Source organism: Achromobacter kerstersii (assembly GCF_902859595.1).
Lineage (GTDB): Bacteria > Pseudomonadota > Gammaproteobacteria > Burkholderiales > Burkholderiaceae_B > Achromobacter > Achromobacter kerstersii.
Genome location: NZ_CADIJQ010000005.1, coordinates 240,792 through 258,370, shown reverse-complemented (window position 1 = coordinate 258,370; position 17,579 = coordinate 240,792). Strand labels below are relative to the sequence as shown.

The 17,579-nt window shown below is 61.1% G+C and carries 21 protein-coding genes; 17 read left to right on the top strand and 4 right to left on the bottom strand.

What is annotated here, in order from left to right; translation table 11 throughout:
• Nucleotides 1-15 precede the first annotated feature (15 nt).
• From HV765_RS17010 to HV765_RS17000, 3 genes are read right to left on the bottom strand one after another with little or no spacing between them, the layout of a single operon-like run.
• Complete coding sequence (locus HV765_RS17010) at nt 16-2,358, bottom strand: CHASE2 domain-containing protein (RefSeq protein WP_175170418.1); 2,343 nt, start codon at nt 2,356-2,358, stop codon at nt 16-18.
• A 10-nt stretch (nt 2,359-2,368) separates the two neighbouring features.
• Nucleotides 2,369-3,478 carry a FecR domain-containing protein gene (locus HV765_RS17005; RefSeq protein ID WP_175170417.1) on the bottom strand — a complete coding sequence of 370 codons (1,110 nt, stop codon included), beginning with the start codon at nt 3,476-3,478 and terminating at the stop codon, nt 2,369-2,371.
• 36 nt (nt 3,479-3,514) lie between these two features.
• Nucleotides 3,515-4,222 (bottom strand): response regulator transcription factor, encoded by a 708-nt coding sequence (locus tag HV765_RS17000; RefSeq protein ID WP_175170416.1) that lies wholly within the window; start codon nt 4,220-4,222, stop codon nt 3,515-3,517.
• A gap of 267 nt (nt 4,223-4,489) precedes the next feature.
• On the opposite strand from HV765_RS17000, the gene HV765_RS16995 reads away from it, so the two are divergent.
• From HV765_RS16995 to HV765_RS16915, 17 genes are all read left to right on the top strand, one after another.
• Entirely contained in the window at nt 4,490-5,191 is a 702-nt protein-coding gene (locus tag HV765_RS16995; protein WP_054428134.1) for a response regulator transcription factor, read from the top strand.
• A 545-nt stretch (nt 5,192-5,736) separates the two neighbouring features.
• Complete coding sequence (gene rpsL, locus HV765_RS16990) at nt 5,737-6,114, top strand: 30S ribosomal protein S12 (RefSeq protein WP_005017264.1); 378 nt, start codon at nt 5,737-5,739, stop codon at nt 6,112-6,114.
• Between the two features lie 166 nt (nt 6,115-6,280).
• Entirely contained in the window at nt 6,281-6,751 is a 471-nt protein-coding gene (gene rpsG, locus HV765_RS16985; RefSeq protein WP_050450091.1) for a 30S ribosomal protein S7, read from the top strand.
• A gap of 18 nt (nt 6,752-6,769) precedes the next feature.
• Nucleotides 6,770-8,872, top strand: coding sequence for an elongation factor G (gene fusA / locus HV765_RS16980; protein ID WP_054428133.1), 2,103 nt, complete (start codon nt 6,770-6,772; stop codon nt 8,870-8,872).
• 75 nt (nt 8,873-8,947) lie between these two features.
• Nucleotides 8,948-10,138 (top strand): elongation factor Tu, encoded by a 1,191-nt coding sequence (gene tuf, locus HV765_RS16975; RefSeq protein ID WP_054420859.1) that lies wholly within the window; start codon nt 8,948-8,950, stop codon nt 10,136-10,138.
• A 74-nt stretch (nt 10,139-10,212) separates the two neighbouring features.
• Nucleotides 10,213-10,524: a 30S ribosomal protein S10 gene (gene rpsJ / locus HV765_RS16970; RefSeq protein ID WP_003806903.1), complete on the top strand. Its 312-nt coding sequence runs from the start codon at nt 10,213-10,215 to the stop codon at nt 10,522-10,524.
• Nucleotides 10,525-11,003: 479 nt separating this feature from the next.
• Nucleotides 11,004-11,693 (top strand): 50S ribosomal protein L3, encoded by a 690-nt coding sequence (gene rplC, locus HV765_RS16965; RefSeq protein ID WP_054420858.1) that lies wholly within the window; start codon nt 11,004-11,006, stop codon nt 11,691-11,693.
• 4 nt (nt 11,694-11,697) lie between these two features.
• The gene (gene rplD, locus HV765_RS16960; RefSeq protein WP_054420857.1) at nt 11,698-12,318 is read left to right on the top strand and encodes a 50S ribosomal protein L4; all 621 of its coding nucleotides are present in this window, start codon (nt 11,698-11,700) and stop codon (nt 12,316-12,318) included.
• Nucleotides 12,315-12,611, top strand: a complete 297-nt coding sequence (gene rplW / locus HV765_RS16955) for a 50S ribosomal protein L23 (protein WP_006216557.1) — start codon at nt 12,315-12,317, stop codon at nt 12,609-12,611. The genes rplD and rplW overlap by 4 nt, the downstream gene beginning before the upstream one ends.
• A complete protein-coding gene (rplB, locus tag HV765_RS16950) occupies nt 12,612-13,439 on the top strand; it encodes a 50S ribosomal protein L2 (protein WP_006216556.1) in 828 nt (275 codons plus the stop codon).
• A gap of 12 nt (nt 13,440-13,451) precedes the next feature.
• Complete coding sequence (rpsS, locus tag HV765_RS16945; protein ID WP_006216555.1) at nt 13,452-13,727, top strand: 30S ribosomal protein S19; 276 nt, start codon at nt 13,452-13,454, stop codon at nt 13,725-13,727.
• A 3-nt stretch (nt 13,728-13,730) separates the two neighbouring features.
• Nucleotides 13,731-14,060, top strand: coding sequence for a 50S ribosomal protein L22 (rplV, locus tag HV765_RS16940; RefSeq protein WP_006227021.1), 330 nt, complete (start codon nt 13,731-13,733; stop codon nt 14,058-14,060).
• 9 nt (nt 14,061-14,069) lie between these two features.
• Nucleotides 14,070-14,864, top strand: coding sequence for a 30S ribosomal protein S3 (gene rpsC / locus HV765_RS16935; protein ID WP_006216553.1), 795 nt, complete (start codon nt 14,070-14,072; stop codon nt 14,862-14,864).
• A 2-nt stretch (nt 14,865-14,866) separates the two neighbouring features.
• A complete protein-coding gene (rplP, locus tag HV765_RS16930; protein ID WP_006216552.1) occupies nt 14,867-15,283 on the top strand; it encodes a 50S ribosomal protein L16 in 417 nt (138 codons plus the stop codon).
• Nucleotides 15,284-15,294: 11 nt separating this feature from the next.
• Nucleotides 15,295-15,486: a 50S ribosomal protein L29 gene (gene rpmC / locus HV765_RS16925; RefSeq protein ID WP_003806912.1), complete on the top strand. Its 192-nt coding sequence runs from the start codon at nt 15,295-15,297 to the stop codon at nt 15,484-15,486.
• 2 nt (nt 15,487-15,488) lie between these two features.
• Nucleotides 15,489-15,770 carry a 30S ribosomal protein S17 gene (gene rpsQ, locus HV765_RS16920; protein WP_006216549.1) on the top strand — a complete coding sequence of 94 codons (282 nt, stop codon included), beginning with the start codon at nt 15,489-15,491 and terminating at the stop codon, nt 15,768-15,770.
• A 106-nt stretch (nt 15,771-15,876) separates the two neighbouring features.
• A complete protein-coding gene (locus HV765_RS16915; RefSeq protein ID WP_254600615.1) occupies nt 15,877-16,473 on the top strand; it encodes a hypothetical protein in 597 nt (198 codons plus the stop codon).
• A 30-nt stretch (nt 16,474-16,503) separates the two neighbouring features.
• On the opposite strand, the gene HV765_RS16910 is transcribed toward HV765_RS16915, so the two are convergent.
• Nucleotides 16,504-17,571 carry a branched-chain amino acid ABC transporter permease gene (locus tag HV765_RS16910; protein WP_175170415.1) on the bottom strand — a complete coding sequence of 356 codons (1,068 nt, stop codon included), beginning with the start codon at nt 17,569-17,571 and terminating at the stop codon, nt 16,504-16,506.
• Nucleotides 17,572-17,579: the final 8 nt, after the last annotated feature.

Below are 17,579 nucleotides of genomic sequence, written 5' to 3'. Positions count from 1 at the left end.
TAGGCAGGCGCGGCGTCAGCCCGCTTGCGCGGCTTCCTGCGGGTCTTGCGATTCGGGCGCGATGGGCAGGCACAAGGTGAAGACTGAGCCCGCGCCTAGTTCACTTTGCACTTCCACTGATCCGCCATGGCGTTCGGCCACCGTGCGCACAAACGCCAGGCCGAGTCCCGCCCCGCCCACGTCGCCCTTGGTTTCAACCGCGACTCGGGCGAAGGGCTCGAACAACTGCGCCAGATCGGCATCGGCAATACCCTGACCCTGGTCTCGGATGCTGACGCGCCAGAAGCCGGCCGCTTCGTCGATGCCGCATTCGATACGCGTGTGCGCGGGGCTGTATTTGATGGCGTTGTCGATCAGGTTGCACAACGCGCGCATCAGCAAGGTCTGATCTCCGCGCGAGTAAGCCGCGGGCAGCGGCATCCGCAAGCCGAGCGTGATATCGCGCTTGTGGGCCGACGCCCAGAATTCGTCCACACCGTCTTGCAGCAGGCTGCCCAGATCCAGCTCGACCGCGCTGATCGTCATGGATTCCGCGCGCGTCAAATGCACGAAGTCATCGACCAGATGCAGCGTGCGGTTGGCCAGCATGGCAATGCGCGACAGCGTCTCGCTCTGGCCATCCGGCGCGCCGCTTTCCTGCTTCATTTCCACCAGCGCAAGAATGGAGCTTTGCGGCGCGCGCATGTCGTGCGAGATGAAGCGCAGGGTCTCTTCGCGCTGGCGCTCGGCTTGCCGGATGCGGGAAATATCGGTCAGGGTCGCGACGGTGCCTGCGAACCGGCCTTCGGCGGTATGGATGGGGGCGCACTTCAGGATCAGGTCGCGGCCCGCGTAGTCACGCACTTCCAGGTCAGCGGTCCAGGGAGACGAGTCCTCCGTCGAACGCTGGCCATTTAGTGCTTCGGCCACGCGCTGCCGCGTCAGGTCGTCAGAGATGGTTTTTTCCAGCAAATGGGTGGCCGGGTGGCCGACGCGCGGCGGCCGCATGCCCAAGCGCTGGAAATACATCACCGCGGCCTGGTTGCGGAATTGCATGCGGCCGTCTTGATCGAAGACGAGCGTGGCGTCGGGCATGCCGTCCAATCCATCGGCCAGGAAGCGGCGCAGGTTGCGTACGCGTTCCAGCGCACGCTGCAATTCGCCGACCCGGCTTTCCAGCGATGCGCTCGGCCCGGTTTGCTGTGCGCGTGCTTCGTTCAGCACCGGCGGATATTCCCGTTGAAGGCGCCGCAGTTCGTGATCCATGTAGCGCAGCGCGGCCTCTTGGCTACGCCAGCTCCAAAGCGGGTAGCAGAGGGCGACTCCCACTAAGGCCGAGGTCGGCGCAAACCACAAATAGGCGTAAGCCAGCAGCAGCCACGACACGAGCAGGATGCAGGCAAACAGCGCAATGCTGACAAGCAGCGCGCGCTTGGGCGACAAGCGCCACAGCGCCAGGCAGGCCAGCAGCACGGGCAGGGCGGAGAACAGCGCGTTCCAAGGCGCGGCGGGGCGCTGGTATGAAATGTCGTCGCGCGCCGCTTGCAACAGGTTGGCGATGATCTCCACACCGGACATGCCGCTGAGATCATGCGATACCGGCGTGGGGTAGGCATCGCCCAGTCCCGTCGCCCAGGCGCCGACCAGCACGTATTTTCCCCGCAGCTCGTCGGGCGAGACCTCGCCGCGCAGCACCGACAGATACGAAACCGTGCGCATGTGCGCGGTGGACCCGGAGTAGGGAATGAGGATGGTGCCGTCGGGGCCTGCTCGTTGCAGCAGCCGTTGCGCTTGTTCGCTCTGGCCGCCGACTTCCAGCATGGAGATGGCCAGGTGATATTGGCGGTCACTGGCGTAGTGCGTCATCAGCGTGGCTTCGCGGACGACGCCATCCGGGTCGATTCGCGCATTGATGAAGCCGCTGCCCGCCGCGGCATTGGCCAGGCCGGGGATGGGCGCACCGATCGCCGAGGGATGATTGAGCCGGTCCAGCACGATCGGCAAAACGGTTTTCCCGTTGCGCCGGATGCTATTGGCAAGGATCAGGTCGTCGTTGGGATTGACCGTATCGCTTTCCGCGAAGATCAGGTCCAGCCCAACCGCGCGGGCGCCTTGCAGCCGGTCCAGTATCGCTGCGTGGATGGCGCGGCGCCACGGCCACCGTCCCAGCGTGTCGATACTGGTGTCGTCGATGGCGACGATCAGAATGTCGGGGTCGGCGGGGCGCCCGGTCAGGGTCACGGCGCGATCGTAAAGAATCTGATCGACCCGGCCCAGTCCATTGAACGAGCCCAGCACGGCCGCCAGCACTGCCAGCATCACCGTCAGCCACAGCCCTGAGCGCGAGGTCCGGTCAAGGGCGTCGGTGGCGTCGGCCATGAGGCGGTCTCTAGTACTCGGTCAACGTAATGAGTCCGCCCGTGCCGCTGGCGACTCCCAGGCCGAATGAGGTCATCAGCTGGTTCGCGCCCTCAAACGTGGCGACGGCGTCCTGGCCGCTCAAGCCCAGGTCGTCGATGGCGCGCACCGACACGTAGTAGGTGCCGGGGCCGGGGGCGGTGAAGTGGATGGCATTCGTGGGAAAACTCACGGACGAAACGGGCAGGGCGCCCTCGGCGTCGCGCGATACACGCACCACATAACTTTGCGCTCCGGCAATGGGGGCGAAGGCGCTGGTCCATGCGCCGCCGCCCGAGCGTTCGGGCGTGCCCAGTTGCGGCGCGGCCAGCAGCTCGCGCACGCCTGCCACGCTGCCGTCATTGTGGACCGCTGCGCCATAGCCGCGCGCGACGGCAACCGGTTTGGCGGGGGCGGTGCCTGGCGCGTGAGCTTGCAGGCGCACACTGCCTTCCAGCACTTCGCTATGCACGCCGCCCGCACCGCTTTGCACACGGAAGCGGGTGCCGCGCACGCCGGTCACCGCGACCGGTGTGCGCACTTCAAAGCGGCCCACGCCTTGCCCGGTGGGCGCGACGGTGGATTCAACGCTGCCGCGTTGCACGTGAATGACGGAGTCGGTCAGCTCGGTGCCTTCAAACTGGCGCAGGCGCGTCAATTCGACGGAGCCGCCGGCGGGCAGGGTGAGCTTCGATCCGTCGGCCAATTCCAGCGTCACAAAGCCGTTGGGCGACGTCACCACGGTGCTGCCTTCGGCCAGGTTCGCGCCCGCTTGCAAGGCCTTTCCATCGGTGTTGGCCTGGCCGCTGACGTGAACCACGCGCGCCTGCGCGGCGCGTTCAGGAATCATCGACAGCGGAATACGCAGTTCCAGCCCGATCGGCAAGCGTTCCGGCGTAACCACCTTGTTTAACGTTTGCAATGACGCCCAGTTGGCCTGGTTGCGCGTGTACTGCGTGGCCAGGTTGATCAGCGTGTCGCCTTGGCGGACGCGATAGATGAAGTCTTCACCCAGTGCGCCAGCGGGCTGGCTGAGCGCGGGCGCGGAAAGCAGTGCGCAAGACAGCAGGACAGGCAAAGAAAGCGCGCGACAGCGGCTCATAACGATCGGTTCTCCAGAGGGGGGCGCGCGTCGTGTTCAGGACGGGCTGTCTTCGGTGGCGCTGATCAGCTCAAGCCGATATCCAAGGGCATAGGACGAACTCAGGCGCACGCCGTTTTCGGGACGCAGTTGCAGCTTCTGGCGAATGTTCGACAAGTGCGTATCCAGCGTCCGGGAGGTGGCGGGAATTTCCCGGTTCCACACGCATTCGGCCAACACATCGCGCGACATCAAGCGGCCCAGATTGCGGAAGAACAGCAGCGCCAGTTCGAATTCTTTTGGCGCGAGCGTGACCGCATTTCCATCAAGCGAGATCGTGCGTGCCGCAGGTTCGATGCGGTAGCGCGCAATGTCGAAGGTATCGTTGGCCGGTTCGGCGATCTGGCTGCGGCGCAGCAGCGCCGCGACGCGCGCCAGCAACTCCAGGGGGCGCAGCGGCTTGACGATGTAGTCGTCGGCGCCAGCGCGCAGGCCTTCCACCAGATCGTCCTCGCTTGCGCGATTGGTCAGAAAGATCACGGGAATGCGGGGTCCGATATTGGCGCGCAACCAGCGCACCACATCGTCGCCATCAATATCGGGCAGATGCCAGTCCAGCAGCACGAGATCGAAGCTCTCAGTGCGCAACGCGGCCAGCAGGTCACGGCTCTGGTGATAACTGGTGCAGGTGTATCCCGCGGCGGTCAGCACTTGCTGGATGCGCCGGGCTTGATCAAGGTCGTCTTCCAGCGACGCGATTTTCATCAGACGTGTTCTCGCGAAGGCTTGCTACGCAAGCGCGCCCTGTGGCGCCCTACTGCAAGAGGGGTGAGCAAAATTGTGTAAACGAATGATAACTCGCAGAAAGGCAACGCTGGCAACGTTATGGCAAGAACTGTCAAACATTGCAAAGTTAACGAATCTTGACTGGAGTTGTTGCGTAACAACGCGCCACACTGTCTCAACTGTCCTGCCCGCTGATGTCACAAATTGGCGACGCGGTGCAGTTTCGGGTTAGAGGTGGAAATAGCTATGAATCAATTGCGCATACTTATGATGTCGCCGGACGAAGTGGTTCGAAACGCCGCTGTGTCCGCCCTGTTGCAAGCAGGGATCTCCGCTCGGGGCTGTTCGACATCGCTGGAGCTGTTCGGATTGCTCAATAGCGGCACCTACGATGCCGTGGTCCTGGATGTGGGGACGTTGGGCGAAATTGGTTATGCGCTGGTCGCGCGGCTGCACGGCTCGTCCTCTATGGGAATTGTGGTGACGGGCCGCTCCATGACCGTGGACAGCCGTCTGCGCTGCCTGCAAAGCGGCGCGGACGCTTGTCTGACTGAACCGCAGGACCCGCGTGAACTGGCGTGCATTCTGCTGGCCCTGGCGCGGCGCTTGCCCGCCGGCCAGGACGCGCCGATTCCCGAAGAAGCCATCAGTGGCCAATGGGAATTGCGGGATCAGGGCTGGACGCTCGTCGCGCCGTCGGGGGCGACCATCTCACTGTCGGCCAATGAACGGCTGATCGTGCGTTCCCTGCTGGAAGTGGCGGGCCGCGCCGTCGGGCGTTCGGAATTGGGCGACGAACTGCGGGTGGAGGGCGGCGGCGTGCGTTCCAGCGGTTCGCGCAGCATTGATGTGATCGTCAGCCGCCTGCGCCGCAAGGCCGAACTGGCGGGCGTGATGTTGCCGATCCGCACGGTGTACGGCAGCGGTTACTTATTCGCTGACCAATAGCCGGGCCGCGCGCGTAAAATTCCGCGGGTGCGCCTCCAGCACGCCTTGCGCAATCCGCCAGGGATTACCCGGGCCGGCGCCCTGAATGCCGCCTTGGCAGGTTTCCGGATCTGCACGGATACGTGGCCCCATTTTTCACGACCCGCGCCTAATTGCCCGCTTTCTGCCGGCAACGCGCGGCGTCGTGGGGCTTACAAATTTCTTTGACAGTGCGCCCAGATCTCAGTTATGCTAAAGGGCTTACTGCTTTATTTCGCGCGCAAAATCTGTACGCTAAAAGGTAAACAGTTCAAGACCTGTCCAGGGCCTGGAACCAAGGTGCGTCACGAGCCTTTGTTTTTGGGTCCATCTTTCCCGATATGTCCTGACTGCCCCGGCCGCATCCAGTTTTGTGCGTTTGTCATAGTTTGTTGGCAAGCCCGCTCTTTTACGTATATGAACGTTTGAGGCGGTTTTGCGCGAACTGCCTTCTCCGAAAGATCACTGCTTGAGGAGACGAGTACGTAAGTACTTACCAGTGGTACGTAAAAGGGATTTCAAAGGTCATGCCTACCATTAGCCAACTCGTGCGCAAGCCGCGCGAAGTCAGCATCATCAAAAGCAAGAGCCCCGCGCTCGAAAACTGCCCGCAACGCCGCGGCGTGTGCACTCGCGTGTACACCACCACCCCCAAGAAGCCGAACTCCGCTCTGCGTAAGGTTGCCAAAGTGCGTCTGACCAACGGTTACGAAGTCATTTCGTACATCGGCGGTGAAGGCCACAACCTGCAAGAGCACTCGGTGGTTCTGGTGCGTGGCGGTCGTGTGAAGGACTTGCCCGGTGTGCGTTATCACATCGTGCGCGGTTCCCTCGACCTGCAAGGCGTCAAGGATCGTAAGCAAGCCCGCTCGAAGTACGGCGCCAAGCGCCCGAAGAAGGCTTAATAACGAGTCAGCAGTACCCCCGTGTGGCGGAAGTCCGTCACTAGGGAAGTGCGACCGCGCCCTCCGGTTTCTGGGATGGAGCGCGGCACGTAAGGGGTCGTCCCAATGGGCGGCCATGGCCGTGTAATGAAACACGGTTCAACTGAACAGACACAAGGAAGCAACAATGCCCCGTCGTCGCGAAGTACCCAAGCGCGAGATTCTGCCCGATCCCAAGTTCGGCAGCGTCGAACTCGCCAAGTTCATGAACGTCGTCATGCTGGACGGCAAGAAGGCCGTCGCCGAGCGCATCGTTTACGGCGCCCTCGAGCAAGTGCAAACCAAGACCGGCAAAGAGCCGATCGAAGTTTTCAGCCTGGCGATCAACAACATCAAGCCGATCGTCGAAGTCAAGAGCCGCCGCGTTGGCGGTGCCAACTACCAAGTGCCGGTTGAAGTGCGCCCCGTGCGCCGCCTGGCCCTGGCTATGCGTTGGCTCCGTGAAGCCGCTAAGAAGCGTGGCGAAAAGTCGATGGATCTGCGTCTTGCTGGCGAACTGATCGACGCCGCTGAAGGTCGTGGCGCCGCGATGAAGAAGCGCGAAGACACGCACAAGATGGCAGAGGCCAACAAGGCCTTCAGCCATTTCCGCTGGTAATTTAAGGACTAATCCACCATGGCCCGCAAAACCCCGATCGAGCGCTATCGCAACATTGGTATCTCTGCGCACATCGATGCAGGGAAAACCACCACGACCGAACGTATCCTGTTCTACACCGGCGTCAATCACAAGATTGGCGAAGTGCATGATGGCGCAGCCACCATGGACTGGATGGAACAAGAGCAAGAGCGTGGCATCACCATTACGTCGGCAGCTACGACGGCGTTTTGGCGTGGCATGGCGAAGAACTATCCCGAACACCGCATCAACATCATCGACACCCCGGGTCACGTGGACTTCACCATTGAGGTGGAACGTTCCATGCGCGTCCTGGACGGTGCTTGCATGGTTTACTGCGCGGTGGGTGGTGTTCAGCCCCAGTCCGAAACCGTGTGGCGCCAAGCCAACAAGTACGGCGTGCCGCGTCTGGCCTTCGTCAACAAGATGGACCGCACCGGCGCCAACTTCTTCAAGGTCTATGACCAGCTGAAGAACCGCCTGCGCGCCAATCCCGTGCCGATCGTGATCCCGATCGGTGCCGAAGACACGTTCCAAGGCGTGGTCGACCTGGTCAAGATGAAGGCGATCATTTGGGACGAAGCCAGCCAAGGCATCAAGTTCGACTACCACGAGATTCCCGCTGAGCTGGAAGGTCTGGCCAACGAATGGCGTGAGAAGCTGGTTGAAGCCGCCGCTGAGTCGTCGGAAGAGCTGATGAACAAGTACCTGGAAACGGGTTCCTTGGACGAAGCCGAAATCAACCTGGCCATCCGTCAACGCACCATCGCTGGCGAAATCCAGCCGATGCTGTGCGGCACCGCCTTCAAGAACAAGGGCGTGCAGCGCATGCTGGACGCGGTCATCGACTACCTGCCTTCGCCCGTGGACATTCCCGCGGTTGACGGCCAGGACGACGATGGCAATCCCGTCACGCGTGAAGCCAACGACGACGAGAAGTTCTCGGCGCTGGCATTCAAGCTGATGAGCGATCCGTTCGTGGGTCAATTGACCTTCGTGCGCGTTTACTCGGGCGTTCTGAAGTCGGGCGATACGGTCTACAACCCCATCAAGGGCAAGAAGGAACGTATCGGCCGCATTCTGCAGATGCACGCGAACAACCGCGAAGAAATCAAGGAAGTGTTGGCAGGCGACATCGCCGCTGTGGTGGGTCTGAAAGACGTGACCACCGGCGAAACGCTGTGCGACATCGACTCCCACATCTTGCTCGAACGCATGATTTTCCCCGAGCCCGTGATTTCGCAGGCCGTGGAACCGAAGTCGAAGGCTGACCAGGAAAAGATGGGTCTGGCGCTGTCGCGTCTGGCTCAGGAAGATCCGTCGTTCCGCGTGCGCAGCGACGAAGAATCCGGCCAAACCATCATTTCCGGTATGGGCGAGCTTCACCTGGAAATTCTGGTCGACCGCATGAAGCGTGAGTTCGGCGTTGAAGCCAACGTCGGCAAGCCGCAAGTGGCCTACCGTGAAACCATCCGCAAGACCTGCGAAGAAGTTGAAGGCAAGTTCGTCAAGCAGTCGGGCGGCCGTGGCCAGTACGGTCACGTGGTGCTGAAGGTCGAGCCGTTGGCTCCTGGCGGTGGCTACGAATTCGTGGACGCCATCAAGGGCGGTGTGGTTCCTCGCGAATACATCCCCGCGGTGGACAAGGGCATCCAGGAAACGCTGCCTTCGGGCGTGTTGGCTGGCTACCCGATCGTCGACGTCAAGTGCACGCTGTTCTTCGGTTCGTACCACGATGTGGACTCGAACGAAAACGCGTTCAAGATGGCCGGCTCCATGGCATTCAAGGAAGGTCTGCGCAAGGCCAGCCCCGTGCTGCTGGAACCGATGATGGCCGTTGAAGTCGAAACGCCGGAAGACTACGCTGGTACCGTGATGGGCGATCTGTCCTCGCGTCGCGGCATGGTCCAAGGTATGGATGACATGGTTGGTGGCGGCAAGACCATCAAGGCTGAAGTGCCCCTGGCCGAGATGTTCGGTTACGCCACGAACCTGCGTTCGCTGACGCAAGGTCGTGCCACGTACACGATGGAATTCAAGCATTACTCCGAGGCCCCCAAGAACGTCGCTGACGAAGTCATCGCCGCTCGGGCCAAGTAAATAACCCTAGCCAGGTCCGCTCATCCGGGCGGCCTGGCAGATTCAAGTTTCCTTGAAAGTTAAAGGATAGAGATCATGGCAAAAGGCAAGTTTGAACGTACCAAGCCGCACGTGAACGTGGGTACGATTGGTCACGTTGACCACGGCAAAACGACGTTGACGGCAGCTATCACGACCGTTCTGTCGAACAAGTTCGGTGGCGAAGCCAAGGGCTACGACCAGATCGATGCGACTCCTGAAGAAAAGGCTCGCGGCATCACGATCAACACCGCCCACGTCGAGTACGAAACGCAAGCGCGTCACTACGCGCACGTTGACTGCCCGGGCCACGCTGACTATGTGAAGAACATGATCACGGGCGCCGCTCAAATGGACGGCGCTATTCTGGTTGTGTCGGCCGCTGACGGCCCGATGCCGCAAACGCGTGAACACATCCTGCTGAGCCGCCAAGTTGGCGTGCCGTACATCATCGTCTTCCTGAACAAGGCTGACATGGTTGACGACGCCGAGCTGCTCGAGCTGGTGGAAATGGAAGTTCGCGAACTTCTGTCGAAGTACGACTTCCCGGGTGATGACACCCCGATCGTCAAGGGTTCGGCCAAGCTGGCGCTGGAAGGCGACAAGGGCGAACTGGGCGAGCAAGCCATCATGGCTTTGGCCGATGCGCTGGATTCGTACATCCCGACGCCTGAGCGCGCTGTGGACGGCGCGTTCCTGATGCCGGTTGAAGACGTGTTCTCGATCTCGGGTCGCGGCACGGTGGTTACCGGCCGTATCGAACGCGGCATCGTGAAGGTCGGCGAAGAAATCGAAATCGTGGGCCTGGTGCCGACGGTCAAGACGACTTGCACCGGCGTTGAAATGTTCCGCAAGCTGCTGGACCAAGGTCAAGCTGGCGACAACGTGGGCATTCTGCTGCGCGGCACCAAGCGTGAAGACGTCCAGCGCGGCCAAGTTCTGGCCAAGCCGGGCTCGATCACGCCGCACACGGACTTCACGTCCGAGGTGTACATCCTGTCCAAGGAAGAAGGCGGCCGTCACACTCCGTTCTTCCAAGGCTATCGTCCCCAGTTCTACTTCCGCACGACGGACGTGACGGGCACGATCGAGCTGCCGGCCGACAAGGAAATGGTTCTGCCGGGCGACAACGTGGCCATGACGGTCAAGCTGTTGGCTCCGATCGCCATGGAAGAAGGTCTGCGTTTCGCCATTCGTGAAGGCGGTCGTACCGTCGGCGCCGGCGTCGTCGCCAAGATCCTGAAGTAATTCGGATCACTTAAGCAGCAAACAAACAGCGAGGGCGCCTCGTCGCCTTCGCCTCTCGTTCTTTAGGAAACGCCATGAAAAACCAAAAGATCCGTATCCGCTTGAAAGCCTTCGATTACAAGCTGATCGATCAATCGGCCGCTGAAATCGTCGACACCGCCAAGCGTACGGGCGCCGTTGTCCGCGGCCCGGTGCCGCTGCCCACGCGTATCCGTCGTTACGACGTTCTGCGTTCGCCGCACGTCAACAAGACGTCGCGTGACCAGTTCGAAATCCGTACCCATCAGCGCTTGATGGACATCGTTGATCCCACCGACAAGACCGTTGACGCTCTGATGCGTCTGGACCTGCCGGCCGGCGTCGACGTCGAAATCGCGCTGCAGTAAGGCGTACCGAGCCTGCCACCTTCGCCGGTAGGCTCGAAAAAAATGGCCGTATTCCTCAGGGAGTGCGGCCATTTTGTTTTGGACGGTGCCAGTGTTGTAGATGCGTCGCCTGGCCGTCACTTGGCCGTCGCTAGGGGTGAGCGAACACTTACTGTTCGGCTGACGTCCGCCCGCTTGGCGGGGCAGTTCCGCGACGAAGCCAGTGTCGCAAAATTGCCTGCTTGCGCTGAGCCAAAGTGCGCTAAGTACTTGTACCGCCTGAAAAAATCATGCTAATATGTAAAGCTTGCCATTTTGTGGCAAGTCTAACTATGGGCGGAATGACCTGAACCATAACGCTGTACCGCAGATTCACGCGGGGATTTACAGCTACGACGGGCTCAGGCAATACCAACCAGGTTGAACATAGTCGTAGGGCAAAGGCCGTTACCTTTTGCCTGATTAGCCCTGACCAATCGCAGTCAGGAATGGAGAAAACGATGTCGAATTCGACACCCACGCCCGCCGCTCACCGGCTGGGGCTGGTGGGTCGCAAGGTCGGCATGACCCGCATTTTTACCGAGGAAGGTGAATCCATCCCGGTAACCGTGCTGGACGTGTCTAACAACCGCGTGACCCAAGTTAAGTCGCTGGAAACCGACGGCTACGCCGCGATCCAAGTGACTTATGGCACTCGTCGTGCCTCGCGTGTGGCTCAGCCGCAAACGGGCCACTACGCCAAAGCCGGCACTGAAGCCGGTAGCATCCTCAAAGAATTCCGCCTTGATCCCGCTCGCGCTGCTGAATTTGCAGCCGGTGCCGTGATCGCCGTGGAATCCGTGTTCGAAGCCGGCCAACAGGTCGACGTGACGGGCACGACCATTGGTAAAGGCTTTGCCGGTACCATCAAGCGTCACCACTTCGGTTCGCAACGCGCTTCGCACGGTAACTCCCGTTCGCACCGCGTCCCCGGCTCGATTGGTCAAGCACAAGATCCGGGCCGCATTTTCCCGGGTAAGCGCATGGCTGGTCACCTGGGTGATGTCACCCGCACCGTTCAAAACCTCGACGTCGTTCGCGTTGACGTTGAGCGTGGCCTGCTGCTGGTCAAGGGCGCTGTCCCCGGCCACGCTGGCGCCGACATCGTCGTGCGCCCGGCCATCAAGGCCCCGGCCAAGAAGGGAGCGTAAGTAAATGGATCTCAAGCTCCTGAACGACCAAGGTCAGGCCGCTGCTACGTTCAGCGCGCCCGATACGATCTTCGGCCGTGACTTCAACGAAGCGCTGATTCATCAGATCGTGGTGGCTTTCCAAGCCAATGCCCGTGCCGGCAACCGCGCTCAGAAGGATCGCACTGAAGTTAAGCACTCGACCAAGAAGCCCTGGCGCCAGAAGGGTACCGGCCGCGCACGCGCTGGTATGACTTCGTCGCCGCTGTGGCGTGGCGGTGGTCGGATTTTCCCGAACTCGCCCGAAGAGAACTTCACCCAGAAGGTCAACAAGAAGATGTACCGCGCCGGGATCCGTTCGATCTTGTCGCAACTGGCCCGTGAAGACCGCATCGCTGTTGTCGAATCGTTTGATCTGGAATCGCCCAAGACCAAGGCTGCTGCTGCAAAGCTGAAGAGCCTGGGCCTGGACTCGGTCCTGATCATCACCGACAGCGTTGATGAGAATGTTTACCTCGCCACCCGCAACCTGCCGCACGTTGCTGTTGTCGAGCCCCGTTATGCCGATCCGTTGTCGCTGGTCCACTACAAGAAAGTGCTGATCACCAAGCCGGCCATCGCTCAACTCGAGGAGATGCTGGGATGAACGCTGAACGCTTGATGCAAGTCATTCTGGCTCCGATCGTGACCGAAAAGGCCACGTTCGTCGCTGAGAAGAATCAGCAAGTCGCTTTCCGTGTCGTGGCTGACGCTACCAAGCCGGAAATCAAGGCTGCCGTCGAACTGCTCTTCAAGGTGCAGGTCGAGTCCGTGCAGGTCCTCAACCGTAAGGGCAAAGTCAAGCGCTTTGGCCGATTCGTTGGCCGTCGCCGTAATGAGCGCAAGGCTTACGTGTCGCTCAAGGACGGCCAGGAAATCGACTTTGCGGAGGTGAAGTAAATGGCCCTCGTAAAAGTTAAGCCGACTTCGGCTGGCCGCCGTGGCATGGTGAAGGTTGTTAGCCCGAACCTGCACAAGGGTGAGCCCTACGCGCCGCTGCTGGAAAAGAAGACCCGTGGTTCTGGCCGTAACAACAACGGTCACATCACGATCCGCCATCGCGGCGGTGGTCACAAGCAACACTACCGTGTCGTCGACTTCCGTCGCGACAAGGACGGTATCCCGGCAAAGGTTGAGCGTCTGGAATATGACCCCAACCGTACGGCGCACATTGCTCTGCTGTGCTACGCCGACGGCGAACGTCGTTACATCATCGCTCCGCGTGGTCTGGAAGTGGGTGCAACCCTGCTGTCGGGCACCGATGCTCCGATCCGCGCCGGTAACACGCTGCCGATCCGCAACATCCCGGTGGGTACGACGATTCACTGCGTTGAAATGCTGCCTGGCAAGGGTGCTCAGATGGTCCGTTCGGCCGGCGCTTCCGCCGTCCTGCTGGCTCGCGAAGGCATCTACGCTCAAGTGCGTCTGCGCTCGGGTGAAGTCCGCCGTGTGCACATCGAATGCCGCGCCACCATCGGTGAAGTCGGTAACGAAGAACACAGCCTGCGCCAAATTGGCAAGGCCGGTGCAATGCGTTGGCGCGGTATCCGCCCGACGGTTCGTGGCGTTGCCATGAACCCGGTGGATCACCCGCACGGTGGCGGCGAAGGCCGTACCGGTGAAGCACGCGAACCGGTCAGCCCGTGGGGTACTCCGGCGAAGGGTTTCAAGACCCGTCGCAACAAGCGGACGAACAATATGATCGTCCAACGGCGCAAGCGCAAGTAAGAGGCGAACACTATGTCACGTTCGATCAAGAAAGGCCCGTTTGTCGATGCTCACCTGATCAAAAAGGTGGACACGGCCGTCGCGGGCAAAGACAAGAAGCCGATCAAGACCTGGTCGCGTCGTTCCACGATCCTGCCCGAGTTCATCGGTCTGACGATCGCTGTGCACAACGGCAAGCAACATGTCCCCGTGTACATCAACGAGAACATGGTCGGTCACAAGCTGGGCGAGTTCGCGCTGACCCGTACGTTCAAGGGCCACGCTGCGGACAAGAAGGCGAAGAGGTAAGCGATGGAAACTACTGCCATTATCCGTGGGGTGCACATCTCGGCACAGAAGACGCGTCTGGTTGCGGACTTGATCCGTGGTCAGAAGGTCGGCCGTGCCCTGGAAATCCTCACCTTCTCGCCGAAGAAGGCTGCCGTCATCCTGAAGAAGGCTGTCGAGTCCGCCATCGCCAACGCCGAGCACAACGACGGCGCCGATATCGACGAACTGAAAGTCACCACGATTTTTGTGGACAAGGCTCAGTCGATGAAGCGCTTCTCCGCTCGCGCCAAGGGCCGCGGCAACCGTATCGAGAAGCAGACCTGCCATATCACGGTCAAGGTCGGAGCTTAAGGAGTCACGATGGGTCAGAAAATTCACCCCACTGGGTTCCGTCTCGCGGTCACCCGTAATTGGTCCTCGCGTTGGTTCGCCGACGACAAGGCCTTCGGCACGATGCTTGCCGAAGACATTCGCGTTCGCGAGTACCTGAAGAAGAAGCTCAAGAGCGCCTCCGTTGGTCGCGTGATCATCGAGCGTCCGGCCAAGAATGCCCGCATCACCGTCTACTCGGCTCGTCCGGGCGTGGTGATCGGCAAGCGCGGCGAAGACATCGAAAGCCTGAAGGCTGATCTGCAGCGTCTGATGGGCGTGCCTGTGCACGTCAACATCGAAGAAATCCGCAAGCCGGAAACCGATGCTCAACTGATCGCCGACTCGATCTCGCAACAGCTCGAGAAGCGCATCATGTTCCGTCGCGCAATGAAGCGCGCGATGCAAAACGCGATGCGTCTGGGTGCCCAAGGCATCAAGATCATGAGCTCGGGCCGTCTGAACGGTATCGAAATTGCTCGCACCGAGTGGTATCGCGAAGGCCGTGTGCCGCTGCACACCCTGAAGGCCAACATTGACTACGGCACCTCCGAAGCCCACACCACGTATGGCGTGATCGGCATCAAGGTCTGGGTCTACAAGGGCGACATGCTGGCTAACGGCGAATTGCCGCCGGAAACCGCTGCCCCGCGCGAAGAAGAACGTCGTCCGCGCCGCGCTCCGCGTGGTGATCGTCCGGACGGTGCTCGCACCGGTCGTCCGGGTGGTCGTGGTCGTGGTGGTCCCCGCAAGGCGGACGCTGCTCCGGCGCCTGAAGGAGAATAACCATGCTGCAACCCTCTCGCAGAAAGTATCGCAAAGAGCAGAAGGGCCGCAACACCGGTCTGGCGACTCGTGGTACCCACGTGTCGTTCGGCGAATTCGGTCTGAAGGCCACCGGCCGTGGCCGTCTGACCGCTCGCCAGATCGAAGCCGCTCGTCGTGCTATCAATCGTCACATCAAGCGTGGCGGCCGTATCTGGATTCGCATTTTCCCGGATAAGCCCATCTCGCAAAAGCCTGCCGAAGTCCGCATGGGTAACGGTAAGGGCAATCCGGAGTACTGGGTCGCTGAAATTCAACCCGGCAAAGTGCTCTACGAAATGGAAGGTGTGAGCGAAGAAATCGCACGTGAAGCTTTCCGTCTGGCCGCTGCCAAGTTGCCGATCTCGACGACGTTCGTCGCTCGTCACATCGGTGCTTAAGGAGACCTAACATGAAAGCTAGCGAACTCCGTTCGAAAGACGCCGCCGAGCTCGGCAAAGAGCTCGAAAGCCTGCTGAAGGCACAATTCGGTCTGCGTATGCAGAAGGCCACGCAGCAACTGGCCAACACCAGCCAGCTGCGCAACGTGCGTCGCGACATCGCGCGCGTTCGTACCTTGCTGACCGAGAAGGCAGGGAAATAAACATGAGCGAAACTCAAAACACCCAAGTGGCCAAGCGCCAGCGTACGCTGGTTGGCAAGGTCGTCAGCAACAAGATGGACAAGACTGTCGTTGTGCTCGTCGAGCGCCGCGTCAAGCACCCCATCTTCGGCAAGATCATCATGCGCTCCGCGAAGTACAAGGCGCACGATGAATCGAACCAATACAACGAAGGCGATACGGTTGAAATCGCTGAAGGCCGTCCCATCTCGCGCTCGAAGTCGTGGCGTGTGGTGCGTCTGGTTGAAGCCGCACGTATCATCTAAGTAAAGCAGTTCATCGGAACGGTTCGCCGTTCTGATATAAAACGGCAAGGGCTAAACCCCTTGCCGTTTTTTTTCGCGTTTCGAAAGTGGAGGATCACACGACATCATGCGCCGCTTTATGACGGGGCTCTGGTTGGGCTTGTTGAGCGCGGGCAGCGTGGCGCAGCCGCAGCCGCAAACACCCGCGCAGGTGCAAGCGCAGCCACAGACGACCCATGCCGACGCAACCCCTCGCGCTCCAAGCACTGCCGAGGCCGCGCCTGCCGCTACCGCTGCGACACCAGCTGCGGCCGCGCCCATTACGGACCATGCCTCGCTTGGACGGGCGTTGCTGAATGCGGGACCGGACGCTCGTGTGCGCCTCGATGGCTCGTCACGCGATCACGCCGCCATCTTTGGCACCGACGACGAAAATGAGCAGGCGCTGATGGACCAGGAACGGTCGCTGCAAACCCAGCGTGACCAGTTGCGCATGCTTGAGAAGCTGCTGACGGAAAGGCCCGCCGCAGCAGATCCGCATCCCCCAGCAATGATTCCGTTGAACGCCGGCGCGCCGATGAACATGCCGAAGCTAGCGCCCACGCCTTCAGGCTCGCAACTGGATCGTACCGGTAGCGATACCCGGCGCAGCGTTGACGAGATGCAACGGCGCGTCAATGGCCTGAGGCGTGATGCCGACGACTTGGGTAACCGTGGCCGTTGACGCCAGCGGCGCCGGGCAGGCGACGGCTATTCAGCGCCGCCGCGTAAATTCCCGCAGCCGCCCGGCAATACCCGTCGGGAAGTAATACACCGACACCACGAACAAAATCCCCAGCCACAGCAGCCAGCGGTCGGGTTCGAACAGCAGCGCCAGGGGTGCCACGCCCGTCACCGCATCGTGAATGATGTGCAGGCCATCTTGCAGATAGCTTTGTGCGAACACGAATAGGCTCGCGCCGACCACTGCGCCGTACATCGTGCCCATGCCGCCAATCACCAGCATCAGCAGGATGTTCAGCATGATCTCGAACGACAGCGTGGTATCCGGCCCGTCGTAGCGCAGCCATAACGCGTACATCGCGCCCGCCAGCGTGGCGAAGGCGGCGGCAAGCAGGTTTGACAGGCTGCGATACAGCACCGTGCGATAGCCAATGGCCTCGGCTCGGAACGGGTTCTCGCGGATGGCTTGCAGCACGCGGCCAAACGGCGAGTTCACGATGCGCAGCAGCATCAGGAACAGCACGACGCACACCGCGGCGATCAGGTAGTACGTGATGATGCGGCCGTCGATCGTGACGCCGAACACCGGCTCGGAAAATGGCCGGAACGCCGGTCGCAACATCTGCGGCACCTTGAAGTTCAGGCCATCTTCGCCACCCGTCAGATCTGACAACTGCGACACCAACGTCTGGAACGCCGCCGCGACGGCTAATGTGATCATTGCGTAGAAGATCGCTCGCACGCGCAGGCTGGCCAGGCCGATCAACAACGCGAACGCCAGCGACACCGCAAGGCCCGCACCCACACCCGCGAACACGGCGGTCCAGCCCGGCTCCATGCGGATGCTGGCAATCGCGACGCCATAGGCGCCGATGCCGAAGAACATGGTGTGCGCAAAGCTCACGATGCCGGTGTATCCCAGCAGCAGGTCATAGCTTGCGACCAAAATCACGAACACCAGAATCTTCGCGGCCACCGCCAGCGACTTCGGGCCGGGAAAAAGGAAGGGCGCCGTGGCAAGCAAGGCGACAATCGCGATCAGCGCCAACGCCAATAGCGGGCTGCGGGGCGGGTCGCCGGAGAGCAGGCGGAAAGACATATCGCGGC

What these genes read in the sequence shown, in the direction of transcription:
- HV765_RS17010 (WP_175170418.1), bottom strand. Translation starts at nt 2,358, where the DNA reads ATGGCCGACGCCACCGACGCCCTTGACCGGACCTCGCGCTCAGGGCTG.
- HV765_RS17005 (WP_175170417.1), bottom strand. Translation starts at nt 3,478, where the DNA reads ATGAGCCGCTGTCGCGCGCTTTCTTTGCCTGTCCTGCTGTCTTGCGCA.
- HV765_RS17000 (WP_175170416.1), bottom strand. Translation starts at nt 4,222, where the DNA reads ATGAAAATCGCGTCGCTGGAAGACGACCTTGATCAAGCCCGGCGCATC.
- HV765_RS16995 (WP_054428134.1), top strand. Translation starts at nt 4,490, where the DNA reads ATGAATCAATTGCGCATACTTATGATGTCGCCGGACGAAGTGGTTCGA.
- rpsL (WP_005017264.1), top strand. Translation starts at nt 5,737, where the DNA reads ATGCCTACCATTAGCCAACTCGTGCGCAAGCCGCGCGAAGTCAGCATC.
- rpsG (WP_050450091.1), top strand. Translation starts at nt 6,281, where the DNA reads ATGCCCCGTCGTCGCGAAGTACCCAAGCGCGAGATTCTGCCCGATCCC.
- fusA (WP_054428133.1), top strand. Translation starts at nt 6,770, where the DNA reads ATGGCCCGCAAAACCCCGATCGAGCGCTATCGCAACATTGGTATCTCT.
- tuf (WP_054420859.1), top strand. Translation starts at nt 8,948, where the DNA reads ATGGCAAAAGGCAAGTTTGAACGTACCAAGCCGCACGTGAACGTGGGT.
- rpsJ (WP_003806903.1), top strand. Translation starts at nt 10,213, where the DNA reads ATGAAAAACCAAAAGATCCGTATCCGCTTGAAAGCCTTCGATTACAAG.
- rplC (WP_054420858.1), top strand. Translation starts at nt 11,004, where the DNA reads ATGTCGAATTCGACACCCACGCCCGCCGCTCACCGGCTGGGGCTGGTG.
- rplD (WP_054420857.1), top strand. Translation starts at nt 11,698, where the DNA reads ATGGATCTCAAGCTCCTGAACGACCAAGGTCAGGCCGCTGCTACGTTC.
- rplW (WP_006216557.1), top strand. Translation starts at nt 12,315, where the DNA reads ATGAACGCTGAACGCTTGATGCAAGTCATTCTGGCTCCGATCGTGACC.
- rplB (WP_006216556.1), top strand. Translation starts at nt 12,612, where the DNA reads ATGGCCCTCGTAAAAGTTAAGCCGACTTCGGCTGGCCGCCGTGGCATG.
- rpsS (WP_006216555.1), top strand. Translation starts at nt 13,452, where the DNA reads ATGTCACGTTCGATCAAGAAAGGCCCGTTTGTCGATGCTCACCTGATC.
- rplV (WP_006227021.1), top strand. Translation starts at nt 13,731, where the DNA reads ATGGAAACTACTGCCATTATCCGTGGGGTGCACATCTCGGCACAGAAG.
- rpsC (WP_006216553.1), top strand. Translation starts at nt 14,070, where the DNA reads ATGGGTCAGAAAATTCACCCCACTGGGTTCCGTCTCGCGGTCACCCGT.
- rplP (WP_006216552.1), top strand. Translation starts at nt 14,867, where the DNA reads ATGCTGCAACCCTCTCGCAGAAAGTATCGCAAAGAGCAGAAGGGCCGC.
- rpmC (WP_003806912.1), top strand. Translation starts at nt 15,295, where the DNA reads ATGAAAGCTAGCGAACTCCGTTCGAAAGACGCCGCCGAGCTCGGCAAA.
- rpsQ (WP_006216549.1), top strand. Translation starts at nt 15,489, where the DNA reads ATGAGCGAAACTCAAAACACCCAAGTGGCCAAGCGCCAGCGTACGCTG.
- HV765_RS16915 (WP_254600615.1), top strand. Translation starts at nt 15,877, where the DNA reads ATGCGCCGCTTTATGACGGGGCTCTGGTTGGGCTTGTTGAGCGCGGGC.
- HV765_RS16910 (WP_175170415.1), bottom strand. Translation starts at nt 17,571, where the DNA reads ATGTCTTTCCGCCTGCTCTCCGGCGACCCGCCCCGCAGCCCGCTATTG.